Origin of the sequence: Alicyclobacillus macrosporangiidus CPP55 (assembly GCF_000702485.1) — a bacterium.
In the GTDB taxonomy this organism is placed as follows: domain Bacteria; phylum Bacillota; class Bacilli; order Alicyclobacillales; family Alicyclobacillaceae; genus Alicyclobacillus_H; species Alicyclobacillus_H macrosporangiidus_B.
Window position 1 is genome coordinate 513,404 of sequence record NZ_JNIL01000001.1, and the last position, 23,435, is coordinate 536,838.

Sequence of the window (23,435 nt, forward strand, 5' to 3'; positions counted from 1 at the left end):
CGCAGTCAACCGGGAATTGATGCGACTGGGGAGAGACTGTACCAGTGCTGGAGAATCATACAGCTGGTACAGTTCAAGGGTAAACCCGGCGCCCTGCGGACAGAAAGGTGAATCTGTATCCTCTTTTCATAGGCCGGATGGACCATACGTCACGTCCAAACGGACCCCTGCACGGAATGCCGGGGGACAGCTGAAGCTCATGTGCTGGACACGTTTTTCATCGGCCGTTCGTCGACCACCAGAGTGAACACGTCTGGACGTGCGTAATGACCCGTCACGTCGAAGTCATACCGCGCCTCTTCAATCTGCCGCAGGTCCAGGTCGGCATAGAGGATGCCCTCCTGGTGGTACAACGGCCCCGCGATGTATTCACCGAGCGGACCGACAATGGCGCTCCCACCGCGGCACATCTCATCCGGCCAGGCGTCCAACTCATGATAGCCGGCGAGGTCCTGCGGATATGTGTCCTTCGTCACGTACTGATTGCACGCCAGCACGAAGCAACGGCCCTCACAGGCGATGTGCTGCAGCGTCGCCTGCCACGTGTCCCGGGCGTCCGCCGTCGGCGCGATGTAGATCGTCACCCCTTTGTCGTACATCGCTGCGCGGGCGAGTGGCATGTAGTTCTCCCAACAGATGAGGCCGCCGACGCGGCCGAACGGCGTGTCGATCACGGTGAGCGTGCTGCCGTCCGCCTCGCCCCAGATCAACCGTTCCGATCCGGTGGGCTTCAACTTCCGATGCCGGCCGAGCAGCGTTCCGTCCGGGCCGAAGTACAACATCGTGCCGTACAGCGTGCCTTGTCCGCCGTGATCGGCCCGCTCGATGATCCCCATCACCACGTACGCCTGCGACCGTGAGATGGCTTCTGACAGCCGGTCGATGGCCGGGCTCGGAATGCTGACCGCGCTGCGCCAATAGCGGCCGAAGTCCTTTCTCCCCTCCGGGCTGCGGTGACCCACCACCGTCCCAAACGACAGTCCGCGCGGATAACCGGACAAAAATGCTTCCGGGAAGACAATCAACTCCGCTCCCTGCCGGCTCGCCTCTTCCAGCAACCGACAGGCCTTCTCCACGCTCCCCTCCAGGTCCATCATCACCGATGCCGCCTGCACGACGGCGACCCGCACCGTGTCCACGCTGCGCATTGCATCTTCCCCGCTTTCATCCATGATGGGTTTCTTTCAATTCTATTGTATCGATGTTCATCGATTCGAAGATTTCCTTCACAGCGGACAGATCCGCCAAGCGGCGGACGCCCATGAATCTCGCTCCCCTCGGAGCAGCGTCCCGGCACTGTACTCTGCGCCCGCCGGGTGGTAAGCTGTCCACAGAAACGCCTGGGAACGGCCAGGCCCGCCCTTGGACAGGAGAGATGCTCGATGCCACCCGTTCGCAGCCTGATGTCTTGGATGACGATCACGTTTGCCATCACAGCCCTCGCTGGTTGCGCTCAGCCGAATGGAGGGGGTCCCGCGCCGCAGAACACCGCTGGGTCGCCGCCCGCCAACACGGGGACGGCCGCTCAAAATACGACGAATGCGGCCGCTTCTGACCGCCACTTTCCAGCCAACCAACCGTTCGAAAATCGGTTGAATGCCCTGCCGACCACCCCAGCCAATGTGCTGAATGCCAAGCCCGCGGATCCAGCCGTCTACGCCTCCATCCCGGCCTTGACACCGGAGGGGACTCCAATTACCCTGGCCCCCTCGAACCGGCCGGTGGTATTTTTGGCCTACTGGTGCCCCCACTGCCAGCGTACCTTGGTGCTGTGGGATCAGCACTGGTCGGAGCTGGCCGTGAAGCCGGTGATCGTCGCCACCGGGTTCCAACCTGGTACCCCCTTGGACCAGGCGAAGCAGATTGAGGCGGACGAGATCCGGGGACTGAATCTGCAACACATCCGGTTCGACGCTTATCTCTTGGATACGAACGTCGGAAAAAAGGTGATCCAGGCGTATCCGCAGGTGGTGTTCCAGCAGGGAGATCGGTTGCTCACCTTCACCGGTGAGCGGACGCTTGCGGTGTGGAAGCAGGTGTTGTCCTGAGGTGATGAAAGGCGAATTCGGGGTATCCGGGACTCATCCGAGGCCCGGACCCCCACCTCCTCTCATCCGGTGCGGCTTTGCAAAGATACCTACAAGGAGCATCACGGGCCCTGCGGCGACTGGGCGTGAGGAGGCCCCGGCGGCGGATACACCGGTGTGATGCCTCGGTCCACATTCCCCGGTTGCCATGGAGATGCGATCCCGCTGTCTTTGGATCCGCTGCGATAAGGCGACACGATGCCGGGATCCACTCTAGGCCTGTCGAGGGGTCCGCCGGGCGTCACCGGCAGACGGGCGTTCGGCGGGGTGTGTGGTTTCGCAGGAGTGGGTCGCCCGGGTGCGGCTGAGGCCGTCTCGTCTCCCCGCGTGACCGATGGCCCTTGGATCACGGCCGTGGTCCCGAGGATCGCCATCAGCAACCCCGCGGCCACGGATCCCGTCACGATGGCGCGAGCCATCCATCCTCTCACGGACCATGCCCTCCTCTCCTTTTTTCCACACTATAGACGACAGTCAGAGGACGTTGTTACAGCCCGGCCGCTCGTTCAACCATCGAGACGGCCGGTCTCACAACGCAGGCCGCTGAGGCGCCGGTCAGGTCTGGGACGTCCCCTCCTGCTGCAGGTTCTGCTTCATGTGCGGCGCGGGTTTCCGCCCTTGAACCTGAGACCCGTGTCCGGCCTGGGAACTCGTGTGGGTGGAGTTCGCCTTCGGGTAATTGTACGTCTTGCTGTCGCCCATATGCTCCCCTCCATCCGGCCGTCGATCGGCCTTGGATTCAACGTTAGGATGGCAGCAGCGGGCCAATTCATACGGGGCGAGCTCCATGCCGGAAGCCGGCCCCAATGGGCCGGCTTCCGGTGAGCCATGGCCTGTTTGTATCGCCAGAGGGATCTCCCTCAGCGAACCGAAACCAGTCCCAGTCCCTCCGCAACCCGAGCGCCATACTCTTCGTCCGCCTTGCGGAAGTGTTCGATCATACGCAGCTGAATGTCCTGTCGCGCATGTTTCAACGAGGCGACGATATTGTCGATGAGGTCCGCCTTCTCCTGCGGATCGAGCAGGCGGTACAGGTCTCCCGGCTGGGTGTAGTGATCGTCCTGAGGATACCGGTGGCTGGTGGCGTAACCGGACACGGCCAACGGTGGAGCGGCCGCATCGGGCACCTGAACCGGCCCGTTGTAGCTGTTCGGTTCGTAGTTCACCTGGCCACCTCCGTTCCCATCGAACCGCATGAACCCGTCCCGCTGATAGTTGTTGACCGGGGCGACCGGGCGATTGACCGGCAGCAGATGGTGATTGACGCCCAACCGGTAGCGGTGTGCATCCGCATAGGCGAACAGCCGGCCCTGGAGCATCTTGTCGGGCGAGAAGCTGATACCGGGCACCAGATTGGCCGGAGAGAAGGCCGCCTGCTCCACCTCCGCGAAGTAGTTTTCCGGATTCCGGTTGAGCACCAGCTTGCCTACCGGGATCAGCGGATAGTCTTTGTGGGACCAGACCTTCGTCACATCGAACGGATCGAACCGATACGTCTCCGCGTCCTGCAGCGGCATGATCTGGACGTAGAGCGTCCAGGACGGGTAGTCACCCCGTTCAATCGCTTCGTAGAGGTCGCGGGTGGCATAATCCGGATCCTCCCCCGCCACGCGCACAGCTTCTTCGCGGCGGAAGTTCTGGATGCCTTGGTCGGTCTTGAAGTGGTACTTCACCCACACCGCGTCTCCCTTGTCGTTGTACCACATGAACGTGTGGCTTCCGTACATGTGCATGTGGCGATACGACTTCGGGGTGCCGCGGTTGCTGAACAGAATGGTGATCTGGTGCAGCGCCTCCGGCGAATGCGACCAGAAATCCCAGGCCATGTTCGGATCGCGCAGGCCTGTCGCCGGGTGGCGCTTCTGAGAATGGATGAAGTCCGGGAACTTCAGGGGATCGCGGATGAAGAAGACCGGCGTGTTGTTACCCACGAGATCATAGTTGCCCTCTTCGGTATAAAACTTGATGGCGTTGCCGCGCGGATCGCGCTCGGTGTCGGCCGACCCCTTCTCCCCCGCTACCGTGGAGAAGCGGATGAACACCGGCGTGCGCTTGCCGACTTCGCTCAGGAACTTCGCCTTCGTCCACTGGCTGACCGGATGCGTCACCTCAAAGTACCCATACGCCCCCGCGCCTTTGGCGTGCACCACGCGTTCCGGAATTCGCTCCCGGTTGAAGTTGGCCAGCTTCTCGAGCAAGTGGTAGTCCTGAATCAGGACAGGACCGCGTTGCCCGGCGGTCTGGGAATTTTGGTTGTCGGCTACGGGTGCGCCCGACGCCGTCGTCAGTTTGGTCGGTTCGCTCATCCAGGCACCTCCAAATCATATTTAGACTAAGTCTAAAATCAAATATAGCATAGCTATCGCGGATCGCAAGAGGAAAAAACACAGCTCCATCCGACATGTATGTACCTGATGGGCTCTGTAGAACGGGGAACAAGGCGAGGTACGAAAGGTATGAAAAAAACCGGCGGCAACCGGTTCGCACACAGGAAGATGGGAAGGTCAATGCCCGGCGGATGCCGCCGTATCCCTGTCGGAGCGCTGCGCGCAATCGGGGCACAGCCCATGGATGACCAGGTCCACGTCCTCGATGCGGTACCGCGTGTCCACGGCTACCTGGTGGAGGAACGGGTCTGGGATGGGGGCGAACACCTCATCCACCCGGCCGCATACCCGGCAGACGATGTGGTGATGCGGCTCCACCCTTGCATCGTACCGGCTGACGGTCTCGCCGACCTTGAGCTCCCGAAGAAACCCGTGATCCGTGAGGTACCGCAACGAATTGTAGACGGTCGCGTACGAGATGCGGTGTCCCGCAGCGTGCAGGCGCTCCAGGATGTCCGCCGCGGTCGGGTGATCGTCGCCGTGGAGGACGGTGTGGTACACCAATTGCCGCTGTTTTGTCAAAGGCTTTTTCGCGTCCATGGCGCACCCCCCTCCTCACGTCCTTCCTATTGTACGGCGTGTCGATGAACTTGACAACTGCCGTTGCCACAGTCCGGAACGTGTGCCATCCTGGAGAGGGAGGGCTCATGATGCCAGCGCGGCGATTCACAGTCCTCTACGACGCCCAGTGCCCGCTCTGCGAACGGGCGGCGAATTGGCTGCGGGAGCGGGACAAATCCGGACAACTCCACTTCCGACCTGCACAGGACATCGCCTTCGTACGCGCCTGCCGCTTGGATCCGAAGGCCGTGCTGGAGGAGATACACGTCGTGTCCGACACCGGCGAGGTCCGGCGAGGTGCCGATGCCATCGTGTGGGTGATGAGCCAACTGCCCGGCTACCGGTGGCTGGGCGTCCCGTACGGCATCCCCGGACTGCGTGCGGCCGCGCGCTATGCTTACCGAGCCGTGGCCGCGCGGCGCATCCGCCATCCTGAGTGAGGGGCGGGCTAACGCCCTGCCGAGTTTGCCGGCCCCTCGCTGGGCTCATCGGTGTCCTCTCTTCCCGGGGACTCGGGGATACTCACGCCTCCTGCTGCAGGCGGGCGTCGGACCGGAAGCTGGCCCTGTTCCAACAGGGCTTGAAATCGCCGTCCCCCGTCCGACAGGTCGAGTTCCAGCGCCTCCCGCAGGCTCCGCGCAAACCCCGGGTGTTGCCCGTCCGTCGAGATCGCCACCGTGATGTCCCCCACCCGAACGGTGGCCGGAAACATGCAGGTGCAGGCCTCCGCCCGATCCGCCACGTTCACGAAGCACCCCATCCTTTCCGCTTCGGCCGCCACTTGTTGATTGACCTCCGGCTGATCGGTGGCCGCGATCACCAGCCGGGCTCCCGACAAGTCCCCGGGCTCGTACCGTCGAGCGACCCAGACCACGTCACCGCGTCCGACCAAAACGCGGATCCGTGGCTCCAGAGCCGGGCTGATGACGCGCACCTTCGCGCCCGCAGCCACCAGTTTTTCGACCTTCCTCGCCGCCACCCGCCCCCCGCCGATCACCACGCACAGCTTCCCGCGAAGGTCCAAAGACACCGTGAACCCTGGCAACTGCCGCGCCCTCCCTTGTGAATCACCTTTCCTGAGACACTTTGCCGCCCATTGTACAACGGCGCGGGGGTGCAGAGCCAAGAAGGCACCGTCCCGCAGCCACCAGACGTCCGCCGCGGACTTGCGCCGGAATTCACGGTATCCGCTGCGGCCCAAACCTGCTATACTGCGAATAGTACGGATTCGCTGCCAGCAGAATCCCCGCAATCCTATGAAAATGATGAACAGGAGATCGTGGACATGAAACCCTTCGCAACCGTTCCGTCAGCACTCCCCCCGCAAGGTGTGCGTGTGATCATGGACCTCGCCTGGCAAGTGCCCGACTGCATCCACCTCGAGGTGGGTGAACCGAACTTTCCGACCCCGGACCACATCGTGGAGGCTGCCGTGGACGCGGCCCGCAGCGGATTCCATAAGTACACCCCGAATGCAGGCATCTCCGAGCTGCGCGAGGCCATCGCTGCCAAGATGAAACGCTACAACGGGATGGAAGTCTCGCCCGAGCAGGTGTGCGTCCACCCCGGTGCCGTGACGGGCATCGCGAGCGTGATGCTGGCTCTGGTCGATCCGGGCGACGAAGTGTTGGTCCCCGGCCTCTCGTGGCCAAACGGGGAAATGAACGTCCGCCTCTTCGGAGGCGTGCCCGTCCATTACAGCCTGCGCGCCGAAAACGGCTTTTTGCCCGATCTGGAGGAGCTCGAACGGCTGGTCACCCCTCGCACGAAAGCGCTGCTCGTCAACACTCCCGGTAATCCGACCGGCGCCGTGTTCGACGAGCAGACGGTGCTCGCGCTCACGGAATTCTGCAGGCGACACGACCTGTGGCTGATCTCCGACGAGATCTACGAGGCAATTGTGTTCGATCGCCCGCACGTCAGCCCAGGCCGGTTCGCTCCCGAACGCACGGTCACCATCTCCGGGTTCTCCAAGGCGTACGCGATGACCGGATGGCGCTTGGGATACACGGTCGCGCCGCCCGATCTGGCCAGCGTGATCATCAAGCTCCAGGAGCCCCTCATCTCCAGCACCAACAGCCTCACGCAGCGCGCGGGCGTCGCGGCTTTGACGGGGCCGCAGGCGTGCGTGGACGAAATGCGAGACGCGTACCGGCGGAGGCGCGACCTGGCGGTAGACATTCTGCGCGAACAGGGGCTCTATCACTACACCCCACAAGGGGCCTTCTACATCATGGTCGACGTGTCCGACTACAGCCTCGACTCGTACGCGGCGGCCAAGGCGATCTTGGCCGAGACGAAAGTCGCGGTCGCACCCGGCGAAGCGTTTGGCCGCGACGGGCGCGGACTCGTGCGTGTCTCGCTCGCCAACAGCGACGAATTGCTGCGTCAAGGGATGGAGCGCATCTGCGCCTTCCTCGCACGGTGCCGGCAACCGGCGTGAGGGCTCCTGCCCGTCTTCCTCTGCAATTCGCTGCGCGGCCGGTGCATGCGCAGGAGCCGCCACCCGGCGCGCGTCGGCCCGCACCCCACACGACCGGTTCGACCATAACGGCCGCACCCGGGCGAACCCCGAGATGCGGCCGTTATGGAATGGGTCCGGACCGATTCGGTCACAGGCTTTTGACCATCCCGCCGTCCACGAGGATGGCCTGCCCGGTGATGTACCCGTTGGCCGCGGAGCCGAGGAACAACGCCAAGGCAGCGAACTCGTCAGGGGTTCCGTACCGGCCGAGCGGGATCTGGGCCTTGCTCTGACGTTCGACCTCCTCGATGCTGACGCCAAGCTGCCGCGCCCGATTGGCATCCAGCTGTGCCACACGATCGGTGGCGATGCGGCCGGGCCCGACGACATTGACCAGAATGTTATCCGGCGCCAACTCGATGGCCAAGCTCTTGGACAGCCCCAGGATGCCGGCCCGGTAGGTGTTCGACAGGATCAAGTTCTCAATCGGCTGACGGATGGACGATGAGGTGAAATTGACGATGCGCCCCCACTGGTTCCGCCGCATGTGCGGCAGCGCACGCCTCGTCGCACGCACCACACTCATCAGGGTCAACTCGTGCGCCAGGATCCACTGGTCTTCGCTGATGGCGTCGAAGTTCCCCGGCGGCGGGCCGCCCGCGTTGTTGATGAGCACATCCACCCCGCCGAAAGTCGCCTCCGTCTCGGCGAACAGACGTTCGATATCCTCCGCTTTGGACACGTCGGCGGCGCAGTAGGCGACGTCTGGATTGCCGGTGGCGGTTCGAATCTCCTCCTGCGCCTTGCGCAGGGCCTCCTCGCTGCGGCTGGTCAGCATCACGCGCGCACCCTCGGCTGCAAACGCCTTCGCTGTCGCATAGCCCAGCCCCTTGCTCGACGCCAGGACGAGCACGGACTTTCCTTTCACTCCAAAGTCCATCCAACTTCCCCCACTTTGAAAGTTTCCAACTCTACTTTTCCCCTTCACTATACCCCCACCCAGCATGGGGATTCAACCGCCGTGCCGTTCGGACGTCCCCCTGTCCCAATCGCCTGCCAGAAGATGCATAATCAACCCAAAGTGGGAAAAACATACCTCTGATTCAACCGAAGGAGGGTGGCCGATGGGAGACAGTCTGGCCATGAAAATCCTGCGCGAACACCTGGTCTCCGCACCGGAATCGCTGAAGCCGGGCCGGGAGATCCTGATCCGGGTCGATCACACCCTGACGCAGGACGCCACCGGAACCATGGCCTATCTGCAGTTCGAGGCGATGGGGATACCGCGCGTGCGCACCCGCCGGTCCGTCAGCTACGTCGATCACAACATGCTGCAGACCGGATACGAGAACATGGACGATCACGTGTTTCTCCAGACCTTCGCCGCCAAGTACGGCGTCTACTTCTCCCGGCCGGGCAACGGGATCTGCCACCAGGTGCACCTGGAACGGTTCTCGGAACCAGGGCTTGTGCTGCTCGGATCCGACTCGCACACCCCCACCTGCGGCGGGGCCGGCATGCTGGCCATCGGCGCGGGCGGATTGGACGTGGCGGTCGCCATGGCGGGGGGCCCCTTCGGCCTGCCGATGCCCAAAATCGCAGGCGTACACCTGAAGGGACGGCGGCAACCGTGGGTGGCCGCCAAAGATGTCATTCTCGAGATGCTGCGTCGGCTGACCGTCAAGGGCGGGGTCGGCAAGATCTTCGAGTACTACGGCGAGGGTGTCCGCGACCTGACCGTCCCTGAACGTGCGACCATCTGCAACATGGGAGCTGAACTCGGTGCCACCACGTCCATCTTCCCGAGCGACGACATCACCCGGGCATACTTCCGCAAGCAGAACCGGGAGAAGGACTGGCGGGAACTGGGGCCCGATCCGGATGCCGAGTACGACGAACATATCGAAATCGACCTGTCGGCGCTGGAACCGTTGGTGGCACAGCCCCACAGCCCGGACAACGTGGTCCGCGTGCGCGACATCGAGGGATTGCCGTTGGACCAGGTGTGCATCGGGTCCTGCACCAACTCCTCGTTTCACGACCTGGCCATCGCCGCCCACGTGCTCAAGGGGCGGCGCGTGGCGAGCCGTGTGTCGATGACGCTCACACCCGGGTCCCGCCAGGTGTTCGCGACCATCGCGCGCAACGGGATCCTCGCCGACCTCATCGCCGCCGGTGCCCGTGTACTCGAGGCCGCCTGCGGCCCTTGCATCGGCATGGGTCAGGCGCCGAAGTCGGGCGGCATCAGCCTCCGCAGCTTCAACCGCAACTTCGAAGGCCGATCCGGCACTCCGGACGCCAAGGTGTATCTGTGCAGCCCGGAGACCGCAGCGGTGTCCGCCCTGCACGGGGTACTCACCGACCCGCGCGACTTCGACGGTCCATACGTCACCGAGCGGGAACCGGATGTGTACGACACGGACGACGAAGGCATGATCCTACCTCCCTCCGACCACCCGGAGCAGGTCGAGGTGGTGCGCGGGCCAAACATCAAACCGCTGCCCACGCGGGGTCCGCTCGAGCCGGTGATCCGAGGACGCGTCCTGCTCAAGGTGGGCGACAACATCACCACAGATCACATCATGCCGGCGGGATCGAAGATCCTGCCACTGCGCTCCAACATCCCGGCCATCAGCGAGTACGTGTTCGTCCGGGTGGATCCGAAGTTTCCCGAACGTGCGAAGCAGTACGGCGGGGGGATCATCGTCGGAGGCATCAACTACGGGCAGGGCTCAAGCCGCGAGCATGCGGCCCTCGCTCCGATGTACCTCGGGGTCAAGGCGGTCATCGCCAAATCATTCGCGCGCATCCACCGGGCGAACCTGATCAACTTCGGCATCCTGCCGCTGGTGTTCAGCGAGCAAGCTGATTACGACCGCATCCAGCAGGACGAGGAGCTCATCATCGAGGACGTCCCGGGCCAGCTCCGGCGGGGCTCCCGGATTGAGGTGTCGACGTCGTCGGGCGAGCGCCTGGTCACCCTGTGCGAGGTGTCGGAACGGCAGCGGGACATCCTGCTGTCCGGCGGCCTGCTGAACCACGTGAAGATGAGCCAAGGCGGCGGTAAGGGCGCCGAGGACGCAGCCGTACACCTGGGCACCGCGACGATGATATCGACCAACGGCCAGTTTCGTCCAGGAAAACCGAAGGTGGAGGAGGTTCGGGCATGATCGCGAAGGAAGTCATGATGCAGGCGCCGGTCGTCCTGCACCCGGATATGACCGTCGGGGACGCACTGGCGGACGCTGCCCGGTCGGAGCTGGACGTCCTGCCGGTGGTGGACGCTTCGGGGCGGTACATGGGCACCGTCCCCAAATCGGCCCTGGCGGACCAGGCCGCCGATACGGGCCGCAAGGTGTCCTCCCTATGCTGCTCGGACGCCCTGTTGTGCGAGCCGGAGACGGCCATTGAACACTTTCAGCATGACGCGGTGAGCGCCGTGCCGCACCGGACCATCGTGGTGGTCGGCAGAGACGGCCGCTTTCACGGGGTCATTCCGTCCGTGCACTGGGCGGTGGACGAAGCCAAGGTGCAGAGCGGCCACCCGCGTTCCCCCCTGGAGGTGCGCACGTCCAACATGCATCTGATCTGGCGCTGCCTGGAGTGTGGCGAACTCGCCAAGCGCAATGACGGCATCCCGGCGGTCTGTCCCAGCTGTGGTGCGGACTCAGGCCAATTCTGCCTGCATACGGAAGATTGACAGGTTCGCAGCGGGCCGGCCGCCGTCAACCAGGCCCCGCCCCCGGGCCGAGCCGCGACCATTGCCAGGACACCTGGCGCAGGCCCGCCACCGTCTCCTGGACCTGCCGCCACAGTGCCCTCTGGGGAAAGCGTCTCTGCTCCCAATCCCCGTCGATCCGCTGCAGGATCCACACCAGGTGAGCGAATGCAAAGGCCAAGTATCCGCGCATCCAGCGCCGTAACGGTGCCCCGGCAACCGGCGCCTGTCGCACCGTTGCGTAGGCGCGCAGCGCCCACAGGCGGTGGCACGGCACCGTCCTTGGTGCAGCAGGGCTGGTGGCGTCGAGCCATTGAAAGAGATCGAAGTATTCGTAGTCGACGTGGACCCACTCCCAGTCGATGACGGCGGGCCTCCGCCGCGACCGATCCCACAGCACGTTGCCAGGATGCAGGTCCCCGTGGCAAAGGACCTCCCGCGCGGAGCGCAGGGGATACGCCGGATCCCGCTCCAAAGCCGCCAAAAGTCGCGCTTCGGGCCGGAGGGACGGGTGCATCCCGAGCCGCTCCGCCCAACGCCGGACGACCGCCGCCGGGTCTCCTGCCAGCATCTCTTCCACCAGCCGAGGCCAGTGGGGCGTGTGCGAACGCGGCTCGCACCCCAGGGAGGCGAGCGCGGTGCCCACGGCCTCTGGACGAGTCTGGTGAATGCGCACCATCTCCCGAATCACGGCCAAGGCCGTCCGGCGGTTCCACCGCACCGGCTTCAGGCCTTCGTCGGCGTACACCAGCACGCCGTTTTCATCCTCACGCCACGCGACAATGGCGGCCCGGAGGAGACCCGTGTCCGCCATCGCGCGGTGCACCGCGAGCTCACGCGACACGCGCGCTGCACCGTCCACGCGTTTGACAATCCAACCCGCAGTGCCGGGCTTGTGCCATCGCTCCACGCGCACGTGAGGCGCCTCGTACAGGTGCGTCCAACACCAATCCCCCGGGATGGTCGTGTCCGACGCCTCGATGTCTTGGCGGAGAGAATCCGGGAGACACAGGTGGCGAGAATCCATACGCCACGGTTGCATAGCGCACCCCCTCTGACGACAAAAAGCGGAGGGCCGGGACCCTCCGCCGATTGGGGTGTGACACCTGTCAAAACCTCGTTACCGCGAGTGCCTTGCCAAATGCGGGACGTTCGCACGGTGAATCTGCTTCCAAGGGATGGGCGTCAAGCCGGTACTGTCCGCCATCAGATTGCGTTTGTCCACCAGCGACTCGTACACGCCGTTCTTCTGCAAGGCCCCGTAGAACGTCAGCTCGGCATTGTGGTTCTCCGTGTGCTGATTTGACATGATTCGCCACCCCCGGGCTTGTTGTTCCCCATCCCGGCGGGGGGCTATTCGGATGTTACAGACGGACGTGTTCGCGCAGCCAATCCTTCAATTCGGCGATGGGCACGCGCACCTGGTCCATGCTGTCTCGATCGCGGATGGTCACCGCACGATCCTCCTCGGACTGGAAGTCGTACGTGATGCAATACGGCGTGCCGATCTCGTCGTGGCGCCGGTACCGCTTCCCGATGGAACCGGAGTCGTCGTAGTCGACGTGGAATTCGCCGATCAGATCTTTCCAGACCGCCTGAGCCCCGTCGGCCAATTTCTTCGACAGGGGGAACACAGCCGCCTTGTATGGCGCCAGCGCCGGATGGAAGTGCAGAACCGTTCGGACATCCCCGTCCTCCAGCACCTGCTCCTCGTAAGCGTCCGCGAAGACCGCGAGCAGCAACCGGTCGACGCCGATGGAGGGTTCGATACAGTAGGGCACGAAGGGCTCCTTCCCCTCCACCGTGACCTGAAAATCCTCGTGAGAATACTGCTGGTGTTGACTGAGGTCATAGTCGGTCCGGTTGGCGACGCCGAGCAGTTCGCCCCATCCAAACGGAAACTTGTATTCCACATCGGTCGTGGCTTTACTGTAATGGGACAGCTGTTCCTTGGCATGGTCGCGCAGGCGGAGGTTTTCCTCCCGCAACCCGATGGATCGCACCCAGTCGTAACAGAATTGACGCCAGTATTCAAACCAGCGAACATCCTCACCCGGCTCGCAGAAGAATTCCAGTTCCATCTGCTCGAACTCACGCGTGCGGAACGTGAAGTTCCCTGGCGTGATCTCGTTGCGGAAGCTCTTGCCCACCTGGCCGATGCCAAACGGCAGTTTCTTGCGCATGGTGCGCATGACGTGCTTGAAGTTCACGAAAATGCCCTGCGCGGTCTCCGGACGCAGAAAAATTTCGCTGGACGCGTCCTCTGTGACGCCCTGGAACGTGCGGAACATCATGTTGAACTGCCGGACGGGGGTGAAGTCATGCGCCCCGCAATCCGGGCAACGGATGTCCAACTGCTCGATGAGCCTGTCCATCTCCGGGAACGGCATCCCGTCCACGATCCGCTCCTCGCCGCGCGCGGCCAGCGCCTCCTCAATCAACTTGTCGGCGCGGTGTCGCGCTTTGCAGGCCCGGCAGTCGACCATCGGATCGTTGAAGTTCCCGACGTGCCCGGAGGCCACCCACACTTGGCGATTCATCAGGATGGCGGTGTCCAGTCCCACATTGAACGGCGACTCGTGAATGAACTTCTGCCACCAGGCGCGTTTGATGTTATTCTTCAACTCCGCTCCGAGCGGTCCGTAGTCCCACGTGTTCGCCAGTCCACCGTAGATGTCTGAACCAGGAAAGATGAATCCGCGATGTTTCGCCAGCGCGACCAGTTGTTCCATCGTGACGGCCATGTCGTGTCCTCCGTTCATACAACTTAAAGGCTATAATACTGGATGTGCCGGCGCGGCGCAACGAATCAACACGAAAGGCCGTACACTGGCCCGGAGTGCGGAGGATGGGAGCGAATGAGATGACGCGGATCCGAGCCGTGTTCTTGGATATCGACGGGACGTTGGTGCACGACGGCGTGTTGGTGAGCAGCGCGGAACAAGCCGTGCGGGGGCTGCAGCACCGAGGGGTGAAAGTGGCGCTTTGCACCGGCCGCTCGATCCTGCACACCACACCCGTGCAACGACGGCTGGGTGTCGCCAGTGCCGTTTACTTCAATGGTGGTTTGGCCGTCGATCACGACCAGACGATCCGCTCCAGTCCGCTCTCCCCAGACGTCGTGCGACGGCTGGCAGCCTGGCAAATGGAATACCGGTTGCCGGTCGTCTGGCACACCCCTGACGCCGCACTGACCCTCGAGCCCATTCCCGAACGGCATAAGCCCATGATGCAGGCTTACAATTTCCCGCCTGTGCAGCAGGTGGATCGGTCTTATTTTGACAGGGATTCAACGGAGGTCTATCAGGTGAACGTGTTCGCCACTTCTCATTGGGACCAGAAGCTTCAAAACGACTTTCCGGAGTGCCTGTTATACCGCTGGCACGAGGAAGGACTGGACTTACAGAAGCGCGGATGTGACAAAATCCTCGGTGCGAAGGCCCTCCTCGCGACCTGGGGAATTCCCCCGGAACACGCCATGCACATTGGGGATGGCGGAAACGATATCGGGATGTTCCGCGGCCTTGGACTGGGCGTGGCCATGGGCAACGCGCCGCGCGAAGTGCAGGAGCAAGCGCACATGGTCACGGCGGCAGTCCATGAAGATGGCGTATACCACGCCTTACGCAGAACGGGACTGCTCTGATACCCCTGACGTTGAACCCAGGAGTCGAATCATGTCATACGCCGCGGGAACGCGGCGAAACACGGCGAAATAAAGCAAATGATCGCGAAAATTCTCATTCCCGCGGCAATCGCGCCCCTTGCGGCAACTGCAGTGTTTGACCCGGTCGGACGACGGCCGTTGCCAACCCATTCGCGCGCAAGATCTCCAAGACCGCCTGATCCGGCGCGACACCAGGCAGCGTCTCTCGTGCCACCTGCCAAAGCGTGTCGCCCGGTTGGACGGTGTACCATACGGGAGCCGATTGAGCCTCCGCCACAGATCCTCGAATCCCCCACCAAGCGGCCATACCGCAGACGACCAGGATGACCGCGGCCAGTACCCGCCCACGCTTGCGCCCGTCCGGTTTGGTGCACATGACGGGGCCTCTCACGAAGCGCTCTCCCCTCGGCGCCGTCCCGTTCACCGCTCGCATCACCGGAATCACCCCCGAACACGTGTTCTGATAGGATGATAGATCGAACATATGTTCCTGTCAAGCAGAAATACGAACAAATGTTTGCACGCCTTTCGTTAGCATGGTATACTTTGGCCAAACCCAGCGAACGGAGGGCGTCCTGTGACCAAGCTCACGCGCCGTCAGCAGGCGATTCTCGACTTTATCCGAAAAACCGTGCGCGATAGAGGATATCCACCGTCTGTGCGCGAGATCGGGGAGGCCGTCGGGCTGGCCTCCAGTTCCACTGTTCACGGCCATCTGGAGCGGTTGCAAGCGAAAGGATTGCTGCGGCGCGACCCCACAAAACCGCGCGCCATCGAACTCCTGGATGCCTCGGACGACGCGGAGCGCCGCCCGTCCGCAGAAGTACCGGCCGGCGTTGTCCTCGCTCCGGTGGTCGGACGCGTCACGGCGGGCCTGCCCATCACGGCGGTGGAAAACATCGAAGACTACTTTCCCTTGCCCAAGGACCTGGCGCGGGACGCTGACATCTTCGTGCTCACCGTGCAAGGGGACAGTATGGTGGAGGCGGGGATCTTGGACGGGGATTATGTGATCGTCCGGCGGCAAGATTGGGCGAACAACGGCGACATCGTGGTCGCGATGACCGAGGAGGACGAGGCGACCGTCAAACGGTTCTTCCGGGAACGGGATCACATCCGTCTGCAACCGGAGAATGCGGCCATGGAACCGCTCCGGTACCCGACCGTCAAAATCCTTGGCAAGGTCATCGGCGTATTTCGGGCGATCCGGTGATCCTCGTGTCCGTGCCAATCGCCAAGCGGCCTCCGGTGATGACCGGAGGCCGCTTGTATTTCAATACATGCTCAGGTACTGCTCGCGTTCCCACTCGCTGACCTGGGTTCGGTACAGGTTCCATTCGATCCGTTTGGCCTCGACAAAATGGGTAAACACATGTTCGCCCAAGGCCTGCACGATCACCTCGTCCCGGCTCAACTCCTCCAGCGCTTGCCCGAGATTTTCGGGCAGGCTCCAGATGCCGGCTTCCTGCTTCTCCCGTTCCGTCATCACGTAGATGTTCCGGTTGACGGCTGGCGGCAGCGAGAGCTGATTGCGGATGCCATCCAGGCCGGCTGCCAGCATGACCGCGATGGTGAGGTACGGGTTTCCCGAAGGGTCCGGGCTGCGGACCTCGATCCGGGTGCTCGCCCCGCGCGCCGCCGGGATGCGGACCAAGGGGGAACGGTTCTTCGCCGACCAAGCGACGTAACTCGGCGCTTCGTAGCCAGGTACAAGCCGCTTGTAGGAGTTGACCAGCGGATTGCAGATGGCCGTGAATCCGCGTGCGTGCGCCAAGATACCAGCCAGGAAATGCCGGCACGTGGTGCTCAGCCCGAGTTCATCCCTTTCGTCGTAGAACGCATTCTGGCCGTTTCGGAACAGAGACAGGTGACAATGCATCCCCGATCCGTTGATCCCGAACACCGGTTTCGGCATGAAGGTCGCGTGCAGGCCGTATTGGCGAGCGATGGTCTTCACCACCAGCCGGAAGGTGGCGATGTTGTCCGCCGCTTCCACGGCGTCTGAGTACTTGAAGTCGATCTCGTGCTGGCCCGGCGCCACCTCGTGATGAGACGCTTCGATTTCAAATCCCATCGCTTCGAGCGTCAAGACGATCTCCCGCCGGCAGTTCTCACCGAGATCGAGCGGCGCCCAGTCGAAATAGCCGCCCTCATCGTTGACCTCTTGGGTGGGCCGGCCATTCTCGTCCATCTTAAAGAGGAAGAATTCCGGCTCGGAGCCCACGTTGAACGAGTTGAATCCCATGGCCTTGGCCTCACTCAGGACCCGCTTGAGGACGCCGCGCGGATCGCCCGGGAACGGTTGACCGTCCGGGAGATGGATGTCGCAGATGAGGCGTGCCACCCGCCCTTGCCCGGAGTCCCAGGGGAAGATGAGCCACGTCGACAGGTCGGGAATGAGATACATGTCCGATTCTTCAATCCGGACGAATCCTTCGATGGACGACCCATCGAACATGATCTTGTTGTCGAGTGCCTTCGGCAACTGATCCACCGGGATTTCCACGTTTTTGACAACCCCGAAAAGATCCGTAAACTGGAGCCGTATGTAGCGGACGTTCTGTTCCTTCGCAATCTGCAAAATCTGATCCCGCGTATACGCCGTGCGCATGTGGTTTCCTCCTTCGCCCTGATGCGGTGCGGACAGCCGGATCCCCGGCGGGCGCCCCTTGACCCAGGGGGCCCCGCCGTCCGGATCCCGCGTCATTCCCGTCACGGCCTGCGCCGCAGAAGCCGCGACAAATCGCCTTGGAATTCCGATTCCGCCCCCCGCGACGAGGGCTCAAGCACCTGGGACTCCATCCAGCGGAACAGCTCCTTGTCTGACGGCTCCGCCTGCCTGCCAGGCACCTGGTGCTTGTTCTTTTCGAAGTACGCCCGCACGCCGGCCATGTTCATCCCGGAATCAAGCAGCTCGCGCACCTGCAGGAGCCGCTCCACGTCCAAAAAGGAGAACAGGCGTTGATTTCCCTGCGATCGCGCCGGCTTCACGAGGCCATGCTGCTCATAGTAACGAATCTGCCGGGCCGACAGACCGGTGAGTTTCTGAACCACGCTGATGGAAAACACCGGCATCTCCTTGCGCGTGTTCAGGTCCACGGGGCATCCCTCCGAGTGTTCCTTACGCGTATCTTAACATCCACCTCTTCTCGCCTACAAGTCAGGAATGTTAACGCTTCCCGGACGCGTCCGCGGGCTCGGGCGCCGGCATCGTCGCCGCGGTTCTCGACGCACAGCGAGTGCCCTCAAGGTACGCGCTGGCGATCTGCTCGAGGGCGATGACCACGTGCTCCAATGTCAGGCCCCCTTGCAGGTACCCGATGTAAGGCGGGCGCATCGGAGCGTCGGCCGACAATTCCAGCGATCCGCCCTGGATGAACGTCCCCGCCGCCATCACCACCCGGTCTTCATAGCCTGCCATCGGCGCCGCCTCCAGGCGCGCAAAGGCGTCCACCGGTGCCGCCCCCTGCACCGCTTGGCAGAACGCCAACAGGCGACCCGGGTCCTCAAATCGCGCGGCGAGGATCAGATCCGCGCGCGGTTCGTTCCAGCGCGGTGACACGTCCAGTCCAAGGCACTCCAACACCCTCGCGGCGAGGATGGAGCCCTTCAGCGCCTGGGCCACCGTGTGTGGCGCGAGGAACAGGCCCTGATAGAAGAGACGCAGCACCCCGAGGCTTGGACCCGCTTCCGCCCCGAGCCCGGGGGCCGTCAGCTGGTCTGCCGCGCGGGCCACCCACTCCGCGCGCCCGGCCACGTAACCGCCCGTCGGCGCGATGCCCGCTCCAGGGTTTTTGACCAACGACCCCATCACCAAGTCCGCGCCCGCGTGGGTTGGCTCTCGATCTTCTACGAACTCACCATAACAGTTGTCGACCATCAGGACCAGGCCGTCGCGCTCGGCCCGCAGCGCGCGAAAGCAGACCTCCAGCTCCGCCACGGAGAGGGCGCGCCGGTCGCTGTACCCGCGGGATCGCTGGAAGAACACCACCCGCGTCCGCGGCGTCAGGGCCGCGCGCACGCGATCCAAATCCACCTTTCCATCATCTGCCAAGGGTACCACCGTGTGCGACACCCCCCATTCGGCGAGACTGCCCGACGCCGGGCGCAGCCCCACCACCGCCTCCAGGGTGTCGTACGGCGCGCCCGTGGCAAACACCAAGTGGTCGCCCGGGCGCAGGACGCCAAACAGTCCCAAGCGCAGCGCGTGCGTCCCCGAGACCACCTGAGGGCGCACCAAAGCGGCTTCTGCGCCGAACACGCGCGCGTACACGCGCTCCAGCTTGTCGCGCCCCTCGTCGCCATATCCGTAGCCCGTGGAACCGTGCAGATCGGAGGCGGAGACCCGCTCCGCCCACATGGCCTCCAGGACCCGGCGCTGATTGGCCAGGGCCAGCTCGTCCACTTCTTGCAGCCTTCCCGCGACCTCGCGCCGGCACGCCTCCACCAGGCGCACCGCTGCTTCCCGGGCACTCCCCTTCAACGAACCACCCCTCCTGTCACCGTCACACGAAACGCGTCGCTCGCGGCCCGGATGCGCCTGCACAGGCGATCCGCCCAACGCCGCGGCACGCGCACCACCGCCTCGGCTTCACCCGGCCCCAGCTCCTGCACATCCGTCACCGCACCGGCGCGGGCGATCTCGCGCCACACCTCCTGCGCCTGCAACGGCCCGGCGACGTGCACTTCCACCGGATCGAGTGCGAGCAGGCGATCGACTGCATCGTACAGTGCCGACACGCCCTCCCCCGAAGCCGCCGAACCGTACAAGGTCACGGCCGCATGCGGGTCCGGCGCCGGCTGCCACCGAGCCGCGTCCATCTTGTTGAACCACGTCAGCACGGGCTTGTCCAACGCACCGATCTCGCCCAGCACCCGGTACGTCGTCTCCAGCCTGGTCTCGACGGGACCGGTGGCATCCACCACGTGCACGATGAGGTCCGCCGCGAGTACTTCCTCCAAGGTCGCCCGAAACGCATCAACCAGCAGATGGGGCAGGTCCTGAACGAACCCCACCGTATCCATCAGCACCAACTCGCCTGAACTGCTGCTGCGGACCCGCCGGGCGATCGGATCGAGCGTGTCAAACAGGCGCTCTCTGCCGGCCGGGACGTCACCGGCGCCTCGGTCGGCCGTCCAACGGGCCAACAGGGTGGTCTTCCCGGCATTCGTGTACCCGACCAATGCCACGGAAGGCACCGCTTCACTGCGGCGCGCCCGCTGCACCCTTCGTGTCCGGCGGACGTCTGCCAGCGCCTCCCGCAGTCTGTCGATCCGCTCGCGGATGCGCCGCCGGTCGGTTTCGAGCTTGGTCTCTCCGGGTCCGCGGGTCCCAATACCGCCGCCGAGCCGGGACATCTCGACGCCTCGGCCCGTCAGCCGAGGCAGCAGGTACTGCAGTTGCGCGATCTCCACCTGGAGCCGCCCTTCCCGGGTGCGCGCCCGCAACGCGAAGATGTCCAGGATGAGCTGGGTGCGGTCCAGCACCCGGCAGTCCAGCCGGTTCTCGAGGTTGCGAACCTGCGCGGGGCTCAGCTCTCCGTCGAAGATGACCAACTCCGCTCCGCAGGCGGCTACCTGCGCTCGGATCTCGCCGATTTTACCGCTGCCCAAATACAGCGCAGCGTCGACGCGCTCGCGCGTCTGCGTGCAGACCGCGCACACGGTGGCGCCTGCCGCTTCGCACAACCCCATCAGCTCCGCGACCCGCGCCTCGAACGCCCGCTCCGGTTCCCTGGGCAGCCGCCGCACGCCGAGCACCACCCGCGTCGTTTGCACCGTCATCCCCCCGTTTGTCCTGTCTGCTCATTGTAACACTGCGAGCGGGGGGCGTCGCAAATCGGGCATATGCCCTCCAGCAAGGCTTGGCGACGTAGCTGCACCGGTGCCTCTGCCAGACCGCGCGATCGCCCCTGTCGGACGCCGGCCCGCCTTCCGGCCGTGAATGCGGCCACCGCGACCGCCAGGCACAGCGGAATCACCCATGACCAGGCCATCACGGATCCTCCCCCCCCTCGTCCGGATCCCACAACCGCACGGTCGTGGCCTCGGACGCAAGCGTGAGCAATGCGAAGGCGACGAAGGCCATCGCAGTGTCCTTCGCGTTCAGCACGACCGCGACACACAGCGCCAACAGGACAAGCAGTGTGGTCTCCACCACCCCGATGCGGAGGGCGAGATTGCGCTGGCCAGTGAGGGCGTCCTTGGCGGCGTCGGCGAGATCGTCCGTCCAATCGATGGCGGCGATGAGCGCGAGCGCCCAGAGCGCCAACTGCCAGCCCGACACCAAGGCGGCCAGAGCAACGGCGAGAAGGGTTTCGGCCCAGGCGGGCAGCCGCGTCGGGAGGCGTTCCCCCAGTCGGTTGAACATCCCGACGGCGTAGCTCGCGAAGAAGAGCGCGCACGCAAGCCGGTGATCGAAGGCGGCCGCCAACAGGCCAGCCACCAAGGTGTACGGCAGGACCGCGCGGCCGAAGCGGATGGCCAGTGTCTGCTCTCCGCGGCACACGTCGTACTCGGCGTCCAGGTGGTCGTCCATCAACTTGATGGCGGCGCCGACCAACAGCATGGTCGCGAACGGGATCCCCCACTCAAGCAAACCGCCAGACAACCTGCTTCACCTCCCGAAACCCAGTCCCGTGCAGTGCGGAGACGGGCAGGACGCGTTGGCGGGAATACCGTTTGCACAGGAAGCGGTAGCCGTCCATCGCCCCCGGTAGGTCCATCTTGTTGGCCAGCAGCACGTATCCCCCGTGCCGCATGCCGAATTCGGCCAGTTGGGATTCGAGAGCGTCCCAGGCGCAGCCGGGGTCAGCGACCTGCCCGCGAAGGGCTCGGCCGATGGCCCCTGCGTCGACCATGTGCAGGATCAGGTTCGCGTCCGTCATCGCCCGCAGCGTCTGGGCCATCGCCTCGCGCAGCGCCGGTTCCGGGTGGATCCCCTCCGTCAGGCCCGTGGTGTCGGTCAACAGCAGTTGGCGAACCGTCTTCCCTGCCGGGAACTCGACAGCGACAGACTGCAGACACCGCGTCCGGTGGGGATGGGCGTCCGAGAGGGATGCCTCGGCCTCCGCCAGCGACATGAGGCGGCAGTCGGTGCGCCCGTCTGCCTCTTCGACGAGCCAACGCAGCTCCCGCACGCCCATGTAGCGGGCGAAGTGGATGCAAAACAGGGTCTTGCCGACGTTCGTCTTGCCGATGACGAGGCTTCGCTTCACGGCATGATCCCCTCCCACCGAAAATCCTGTGGCTGCAGTGTCATCGCCTGGTCCCGGCTCAGCCGGGGAACATCGAACAAGCGCACGGCCTGCATGCGGATGGCCTTCTCGACCAAGTTGCGTACAAACCGCGCGTTGCTAAATTCCGTTCCCTTGGCGCACCGGCACGCCCATTCCAAATGGCTGCGCAGCTTCTGCTCGGCCTCGGGGCTAAGACGGTACTGCCGCTGCGCCGCGGTGCGCCGCGCGATCTCCAGAAGCGCCGGGACGTCGTAGTCGGGAAACGTGATGTGGATCGGGAAGCGGCTCGGCAGACCTGGATTGGTGGCGAGGAACCAATCCATCTCCGCCTCGTAACCGGCGATGATGGCGATGAACTCGTTGCGGTGGTCCTCCATGCTCTTGACCAGGCAATCGATGGCCTCGCGCCCGAAGTCCTTCTCTCCGCCGCGGGCCAACGAGTAGGCTTCGTCGATGAACAGCACCCCGCCGAGGGCCTTCTTCACCACCTCGCGGGTCTTCTGCGCGGTGTGCCCGATGTATTCGCCGACCAGATCCGCACGCTCCACCTCGACCAGATGCCCGCGTTCGAGCAGCCCGCAGGCGTGGAACATCCGCGCCAGCATGCGGGCCACGGTGGTCTTTCCGGTGCCAGGGTTGCCCTTGAACACCATGTGAAGGACTACCGGCTCGCACTGCAAATGGTGCTGGCGGCGGCGCTCTTGCATATACAGGTAGGCGAAGATCTCGCGGACCACCGCTTTCACCGGCTCGAGCCCGACGAGCGTGTCCAGTTCGGAGAGGATGGACTCAAGCCGCTCCTTGGTCAATCCAGGTTGGGATTTCACCGTTTCGGACCCGGGATCGCCCGAGAGGCGTTTCAAAGCTTCCTGCAGCGCGATCTGGCCCTGCCGGTATTGATCGATCACGGAATCGGCATGTCGCTTCGGAAAAGGGGGACGCGGTTCCACAGGCAATCGGATCACCTCACGAACCCGCCCCCGGCCTGAACCGGGGATGGGCGTGTTGCGGTGCGCACGATAACCTATGCAGCCAGGGGGATCTGGGTGATCGCCCAGAGACAGGTGGGGCCGTTGAATGACCTCAATAGGTGTGAGGGGATCGGGAAGATGATCCTGGCGCGTCTCGGGCATTGTGTCAGGGTATAGCAAAACATTGTGCGATTGTCGTTTGACGTTCGAACAAAAGGGACAGTATACTGAGGACAGGGAGATCGTTCTGGGATGAGCGGCCTTACCTTAGCCGGAGGTCACCTGTGATTCGCGGTCACAGGTGACTTTTCCTGTTCTCCGGAAGGTGCGTCTACTTAGCTA

26 protein-coding genes are annotated in these 23,435 nt (G+C 63.9%); 7 read left to right on the top strand and 19 right to left on the bottom strand.

What is annotated here, in order from left to right:
• Window positions 1-197: 197 nt before the first annotated feature.
• On the bottom strand, window positions 198-1,148 hold the full coding sequence (locus tag N687_RS0102720) for a carbon-nitrogen hydrolase family protein (RefSeq protein WP_029420395.1): 951 nt from the start codon (window positions 1,146-1,148) through the stop codon (window positions 198-200).
• A gap of 234 nt (window positions 1,149-1,382) precedes the next feature.
• Between N687_RS0102720 and N687_RS0102730 the strand changes: the two genes are divergently transcribed.
• On the top strand, window positions 1,383-2,048 hold the full coding sequence (locus tag N687_RS0102730; RefSeq protein ID WP_029420396.1) for a hypothetical protein: 666 nt from the start codon (window positions 1,383-1,385) through the stop codon (window positions 2,046-2,048).
• A gap of 101 nt (window positions 2,049-2,149) precedes the next feature.
• On the opposite strand, the gene N687_RS0102735 is transcribed toward N687_RS0102730, so the two are convergent.
• The 4 genes from N687_RS0102735 to N687_RS0102750 all read right to left on the bottom strand — a co-directional run bounded on the left by N687_RS0102735 (window position 2,150) and on the right by N687_RS0102750 (window position 5,014).
• The gene (locus N687_RS0102735) at window positions 2,150-2,518 is read right to left on the bottom strand and encodes a hypothetical protein (RefSeq protein WP_035462031.1); all 369 of its coding nucleotides are present in this window, start codon (window positions 2,516-2,518) and stop codon (window positions 2,150-2,152) included.
• 124 nt (window positions 2,519-2,642) lie between these two features.
• Entirely contained in the window at window positions 2,643-2,789 is a 147-nt protein-coding gene (locus N687_RS23655) for a hypothetical protein (protein WP_156040014.1), read from the bottom strand.
• A gap of 158 nt (window positions 2,790-2,947) precedes the next feature.
• Window positions 2,948-4,393 (bottom strand): catalase, encoded by a 1,446-nt coding sequence (locus N687_RS0102745; RefSeq protein ID WP_029420398.1) that lies wholly within the window; start codon window positions 4,391-4,393, stop codon window positions 2,948-2,950.
• 198 nt (window positions 4,394-4,591) lie between these two features.
• Complete coding sequence (locus N687_RS0102750) at window positions 4,592-5,014, bottom strand: Fur family transcriptional regulator (protein WP_029420399.1); 423 nt, start codon at window positions 5,012-5,014, stop codon at window positions 4,592-4,594.
• Window positions 5,015-5,124: 110 nt separating this feature from the next.
• Between N687_RS0102750 and N687_RS0102755 the strand changes: the two genes are divergently transcribed.
• Complete coding sequence (locus tag N687_RS0102755; protein ID WP_051662896.1) at window positions 5,125-5,475, top strand: thiol-disulfide oxidoreductase DCC family protein; 351 nt, start codon at window positions 5,125-5,127, stop codon at window positions 5,473-5,475.
• A gap of 8 nt (window positions 5,476-5,483) precedes the next feature.
• Here the strand turns inward: N687_RS0102755 and N687_RS0102760 are convergent, their stop codons facing one another.
• Complete coding sequence (locus N687_RS0102760; protein ID WP_081841102.1) at window positions 5,484-6,080, bottom strand: precorrin-2 dehydrogenase/sirohydrochlorin ferrochelatase family protein; 597 nt, start codon at window positions 6,078-6,080, stop codon at window positions 5,484-5,486.
• 240 nt (window positions 6,081-6,320) lie between these two features.
• Here N687_RS0102760 and N687_RS0102765 point away from each other — a divergent pair, with 240 nt between their 5' ends.
• Entirely contained in the window at window positions 6,321-7,478 is a 1,158-nt protein-coding gene (locus N687_RS0102765; RefSeq protein ID WP_029420402.1) for a pyridoxal phosphate-dependent aminotransferase, read from the top strand.
• Between the two features lie 169 nt (window positions 7,479-7,647).
• Here the strand turns inward: N687_RS0102765 and N687_RS0102770 are convergent, their stop codons facing one another.
• Window positions 7,648-8,439 carry an SDR family oxidoreductase gene (locus N687_RS0102770; protein ID WP_029420403.1) on the bottom strand — a complete coding sequence of 264 codons (792 nt, stop codon included), beginning with the start codon at window positions 8,437-8,439 and terminating at the stop codon, window positions 7,648-7,650.
• Window positions 8,440-8,623: 184 nt separating this feature from the next.
• Here N687_RS0102770 and N687_RS0102775 point away from each other — a divergent pair, with 184 nt between their 5' ends.
• Window positions 8,624-10,669, top strand: coding sequence for an aconitate hydratase (locus N687_RS0102775; RefSeq protein ID WP_081841103.1), 2,046 nt, complete (start codon window positions 8,624-8,626; stop codon window positions 10,667-10,669).
• Window positions 10,666-11,199, top strand: coding sequence for a DUF7130 family rubredoxin-like protein (locus tag N687_RS0102780; protein ID WP_029420405.1), 534 nt, complete (start codon window positions 10,666-10,668; stop codon window positions 11,197-11,199). The genes N687_RS0102775 and N687_RS0102780 overlap by 4 nt, the downstream gene beginning before the upstream one ends.
• 25 nt (window positions 11,200-11,224) lie before the next feature.
• Here the strand turns inward: N687_RS0102780 and N687_RS0102785 are convergent, their stop codons facing one another.
• The 3 genes from N687_RS0102785 to N687_RS0102795 all read right to left on the bottom strand — a co-directional run bounded on the left by N687_RS0102785 (window position 11,225) and on the right by N687_RS0102795 (window position 13,961).
• A complete protein-coding gene (locus tag N687_RS0102785) occupies window positions 11,225-12,259 on the bottom strand; it encodes an aminoglycoside phosphotransferase family protein (RefSeq protein ID WP_029420406.1) in 1,035 nt (344 codons plus the stop codon).
• 78 nt (window positions 12,260-12,337) lie between these two features.
• Window positions 12,338-12,526 carry a hypothetical protein gene (locus N687_RS0102790; protein ID WP_029420407.1) on the bottom strand — a complete coding sequence of 63 codons (189 nt, stop codon included), beginning with the start codon at window positions 12,524-12,526 and terminating at the stop codon, window positions 12,338-12,340.
• A 55-nt stretch (window positions 12,527-12,581) separates the two neighbouring features.
• Window positions 12,582-13,961: a glycine--tRNA ligase gene (locus N687_RS0102795; RefSeq protein WP_029420408.1), complete on the bottom strand. Its 1,380-nt coding sequence runs from the start codon at window positions 13,959-13,961 to the stop codon at window positions 12,582-12,584.
• A gap of 119 nt (window positions 13,962-14,080) precedes the next feature.
• On the opposite strand from N687_RS0102795, the gene N687_RS0102800 reads away from it, so the two are divergent.
• A complete protein-coding gene (locus N687_RS0102800) occupies window positions 14,081-14,863 on the top strand; it encodes a Cof-type HAD-IIB family hydrolase (RefSeq protein ID WP_029420409.1) in 783 nt (260 codons plus the stop codon).
• Window positions 14,864-14,957: 94 nt separating this feature from the next.
• Here the strand turns inward: N687_RS0102800 and N687_RS20605 are convergent, their stop codons facing one another.
• The gene (locus N687_RS20605; RefSeq protein ID WP_197029196.1) at window positions 14,958-15,320 is read right to left on the bottom strand and encodes a LysM peptidoglycan-binding domain-containing protein; all 363 of its coding nucleotides are present in this window, start codon (window positions 15,318-15,320) and stop codon (window positions 14,958-14,960) included.
• 141 nt (window positions 15,321-15,461) lie between these two features.
• On the opposite strand from N687_RS20605, the gene lexA reads away from it, so the two are divergent.
• On the top strand, window positions 15,462-16,097 hold the full coding sequence (lexA, locus tag N687_RS0102810) for a transcriptional repressor LexA (RefSeq protein WP_029420411.1): 636 nt from the start codon (window positions 15,462-15,464) through the stop codon (window positions 16,095-16,097).
• A 60-nt stretch (window positions 16,098-16,157) separates the two neighbouring features.
• Here the strand turns inward: lexA and glnA are convergent, their stop codons facing one another.
• From glnA to N687_RS0102850, 8 genes are all read right to left on the bottom strand, one after another.
• A complete protein-coding gene (gene glnA / locus N687_RS0102815; RefSeq protein ID WP_029420412.1) occupies window positions 16,158-17,495 on the bottom strand; it encodes a type I glutamate--ammonia ligase in 1,338 nt (445 codons plus the stop codon).
• 101 nt (window positions 17,496-17,596) lie between these two features.
• The gene (locus tag N687_RS0102820) at window positions 17,597-17,983 is read right to left on the bottom strand and encodes a MerR family transcriptional regulator (protein WP_029420413.1); all 387 of its coding nucleotides are present in this window, start codon (window positions 17,981-17,983) and stop codon (window positions 17,597-17,599) included.
• A 70-nt stretch (window positions 17,984-18,053) separates the two neighbouring features.
• On the bottom strand, window positions 18,054-19,367 hold the full coding sequence (locus tag N687_RS0102825; RefSeq protein ID WP_081841106.1) for an aminotransferase class I/II-fold pyridoxal phosphate-dependent enzyme: 1,314 nt from the start codon (window positions 19,365-19,367) through the stop codon (window positions 18,054-18,056).
• Complete coding sequence (hflX, locus tag N687_RS20610) at window positions 19,364-20,668, bottom strand: GTPase HflX (protein ID WP_081841107.1); 1,305 nt, start codon at window positions 20,666-20,668, stop codon at window positions 19,364-19,366. The genes N687_RS0102825 and hflX overlap by 4 nt, the downstream gene beginning before the upstream one ends.
• Window positions 20,665-20,880 carry a hypothetical protein gene (locus N687_RS0102835; protein WP_035462033.1) on the bottom strand — a complete coding sequence of 72 codons (216 nt, stop codon included), beginning with the start codon at window positions 20,878-20,880 and terminating at the stop codon, window positions 20,665-20,667. Before N687_RS0102835 ends, hflX begins: the two co-directional genes overlap by 4 nt.
• Window positions 20,880-21,494: a hypothetical protein gene (locus tag N687_RS0102840; protein WP_231493379.1), complete on the bottom strand. Its 615-nt coding sequence runs from the start codon at window positions 21,492-21,494 to the stop codon at window positions 20,880-20,882. Before N687_RS0102840 ends, N687_RS0102835 begins: the two co-directional genes overlap by 1 nt.
• Window positions 21,475-22,101 (bottom strand): GTPase, encoded by a 627-nt coding sequence (locus tag N687_RS0102845; RefSeq protein WP_029420418.1) that lies wholly within the window; start codon window positions 22,099-22,101, stop codon window positions 21,475-21,477. The genes N687_RS0102840 and N687_RS0102845 overlap by 20 nt, the downstream gene beginning before the upstream one ends.
• On the bottom strand, window positions 22,098-23,087 hold the full coding sequence (locus N687_RS0102850; RefSeq protein ID WP_231493380.1) for an AAA family ATPase: 990 nt from the start codon (window positions 23,085-23,087) through the stop codon (window positions 22,098-22,100). The genes N687_RS0102845 and N687_RS0102850 overlap by 4 nt, the downstream gene beginning before the upstream one ends.
• Window positions 23,088-23,435: the final 348 nt, after the last annotated feature.

Coding starts and splice junctions, on each gene's coding strand:
- N687_RS0102720 (WP_029420395.1), bottom strand. CDS start 1,148: ATGCGCAGCGTGGACACGGTGCGGGTCGCCGTCGTGCAGGCGGCATCG.
- N687_RS0102730 (WP_029420396.1), top strand. CDS start 1,383: ATGCCACCCGTTCGCAGCCTGATGTCTTGGATGACGATCACGTTTGCC.
- N687_RS23655 (WP_156040014.1), bottom strand. CDS start 2,789: ATGGGCGACAGCAAGACGTACAATTACCCGAAGGCGAACTCCACCCAC.
- N687_RS0102745 (WP_029420398.1), bottom strand. CDS start 4,393: ATGAGCGAACCGACCAAACTGACGACGGCGTCGGGCGCACCCGTAGCC.
- N687_RS0102750 (WP_029420399.1), bottom strand. CDS start 5,014: ATGGACGCGAAAAAGCCTTTGACAAAACAGCGGCAATTGGTGTACCAC.
- N687_RS0102755 (WP_051662896.1), top strand. CDS start 5,125: ATGCCAGCGCGGCGATTCACAGTCCTCTACGACGCCCAGTGCCCGCTC.
- N687_RS0102765 (WP_029420402.1), top strand. CDS start 6,321: ATGAAACCCTTCGCAACCGTTCCGTCAGCACTCCCCCCGCAAGGTGTG.
- N687_RS0102770 (WP_029420403.1), bottom strand. CDS start 8,439: ATGGACTTTGGAGTGAAAGGAAAGTCCGTGCTCGTCCTGGCGTCGAGC.
- N687_RS0102775 (WP_081841103.1), top strand. CDS start 8,624: ATGGGAGACAGTCTGGCCATGAAAATCCTGCGCGAACACCTGGTCTCC.
- N687_RS0102780 (WP_029420405.1), top strand. CDS start 10,666: ATGATCGCGAAGGAAGTCATGATGCAGGCGCCGGTCGTCCTGCACCCG.
- N687_RS0102785 (WP_029420406.1), bottom strand. CDS start 12,259: ATGCAACCGTGGCGTATGGATTCTCGCCACCTGTGTCTCCCGGATTCT.
- N687_RS0102790 (WP_029420407.1), bottom strand. CDS start 12,526: ATGTCAAATCAGCACACGGAGAACCACAATGCCGAGCTGACGTTCTAC.
- N687_RS0102795 (WP_029420408.1), bottom strand. CDS start 13,961: ATGGCCGTCACGATGGAACAACTGGTCGCGCTGGCGAAACATCGCGGA.
- N687_RS0102800 (WP_029420409.1), top strand. CDS start 14,081: ATGACGCGGATCCGAGCCGTGTTCTTGGATATCGACGGGACGTTGGTG.
- glnA (WP_029420412.1), bottom strand. CDS start 17,495: ATGCGCACGGCGTATACGCGGGATCAGATTTTGCAGATTGCGAAGGAA.
- hflX (WP_081841107.1), bottom strand. CDS start 20,668: ATGACGGTGCAAACGACGCGGGTGGTGCTCGGCGTGCGGCGGCTGCCC.
- N687_RS0102835 (WP_035462033.1), bottom strand. CDS start 20,880: ATGGCCTGGTCATGGGTGATTCCGCTGTGCCTGGCGGTCGCGGTGGCC.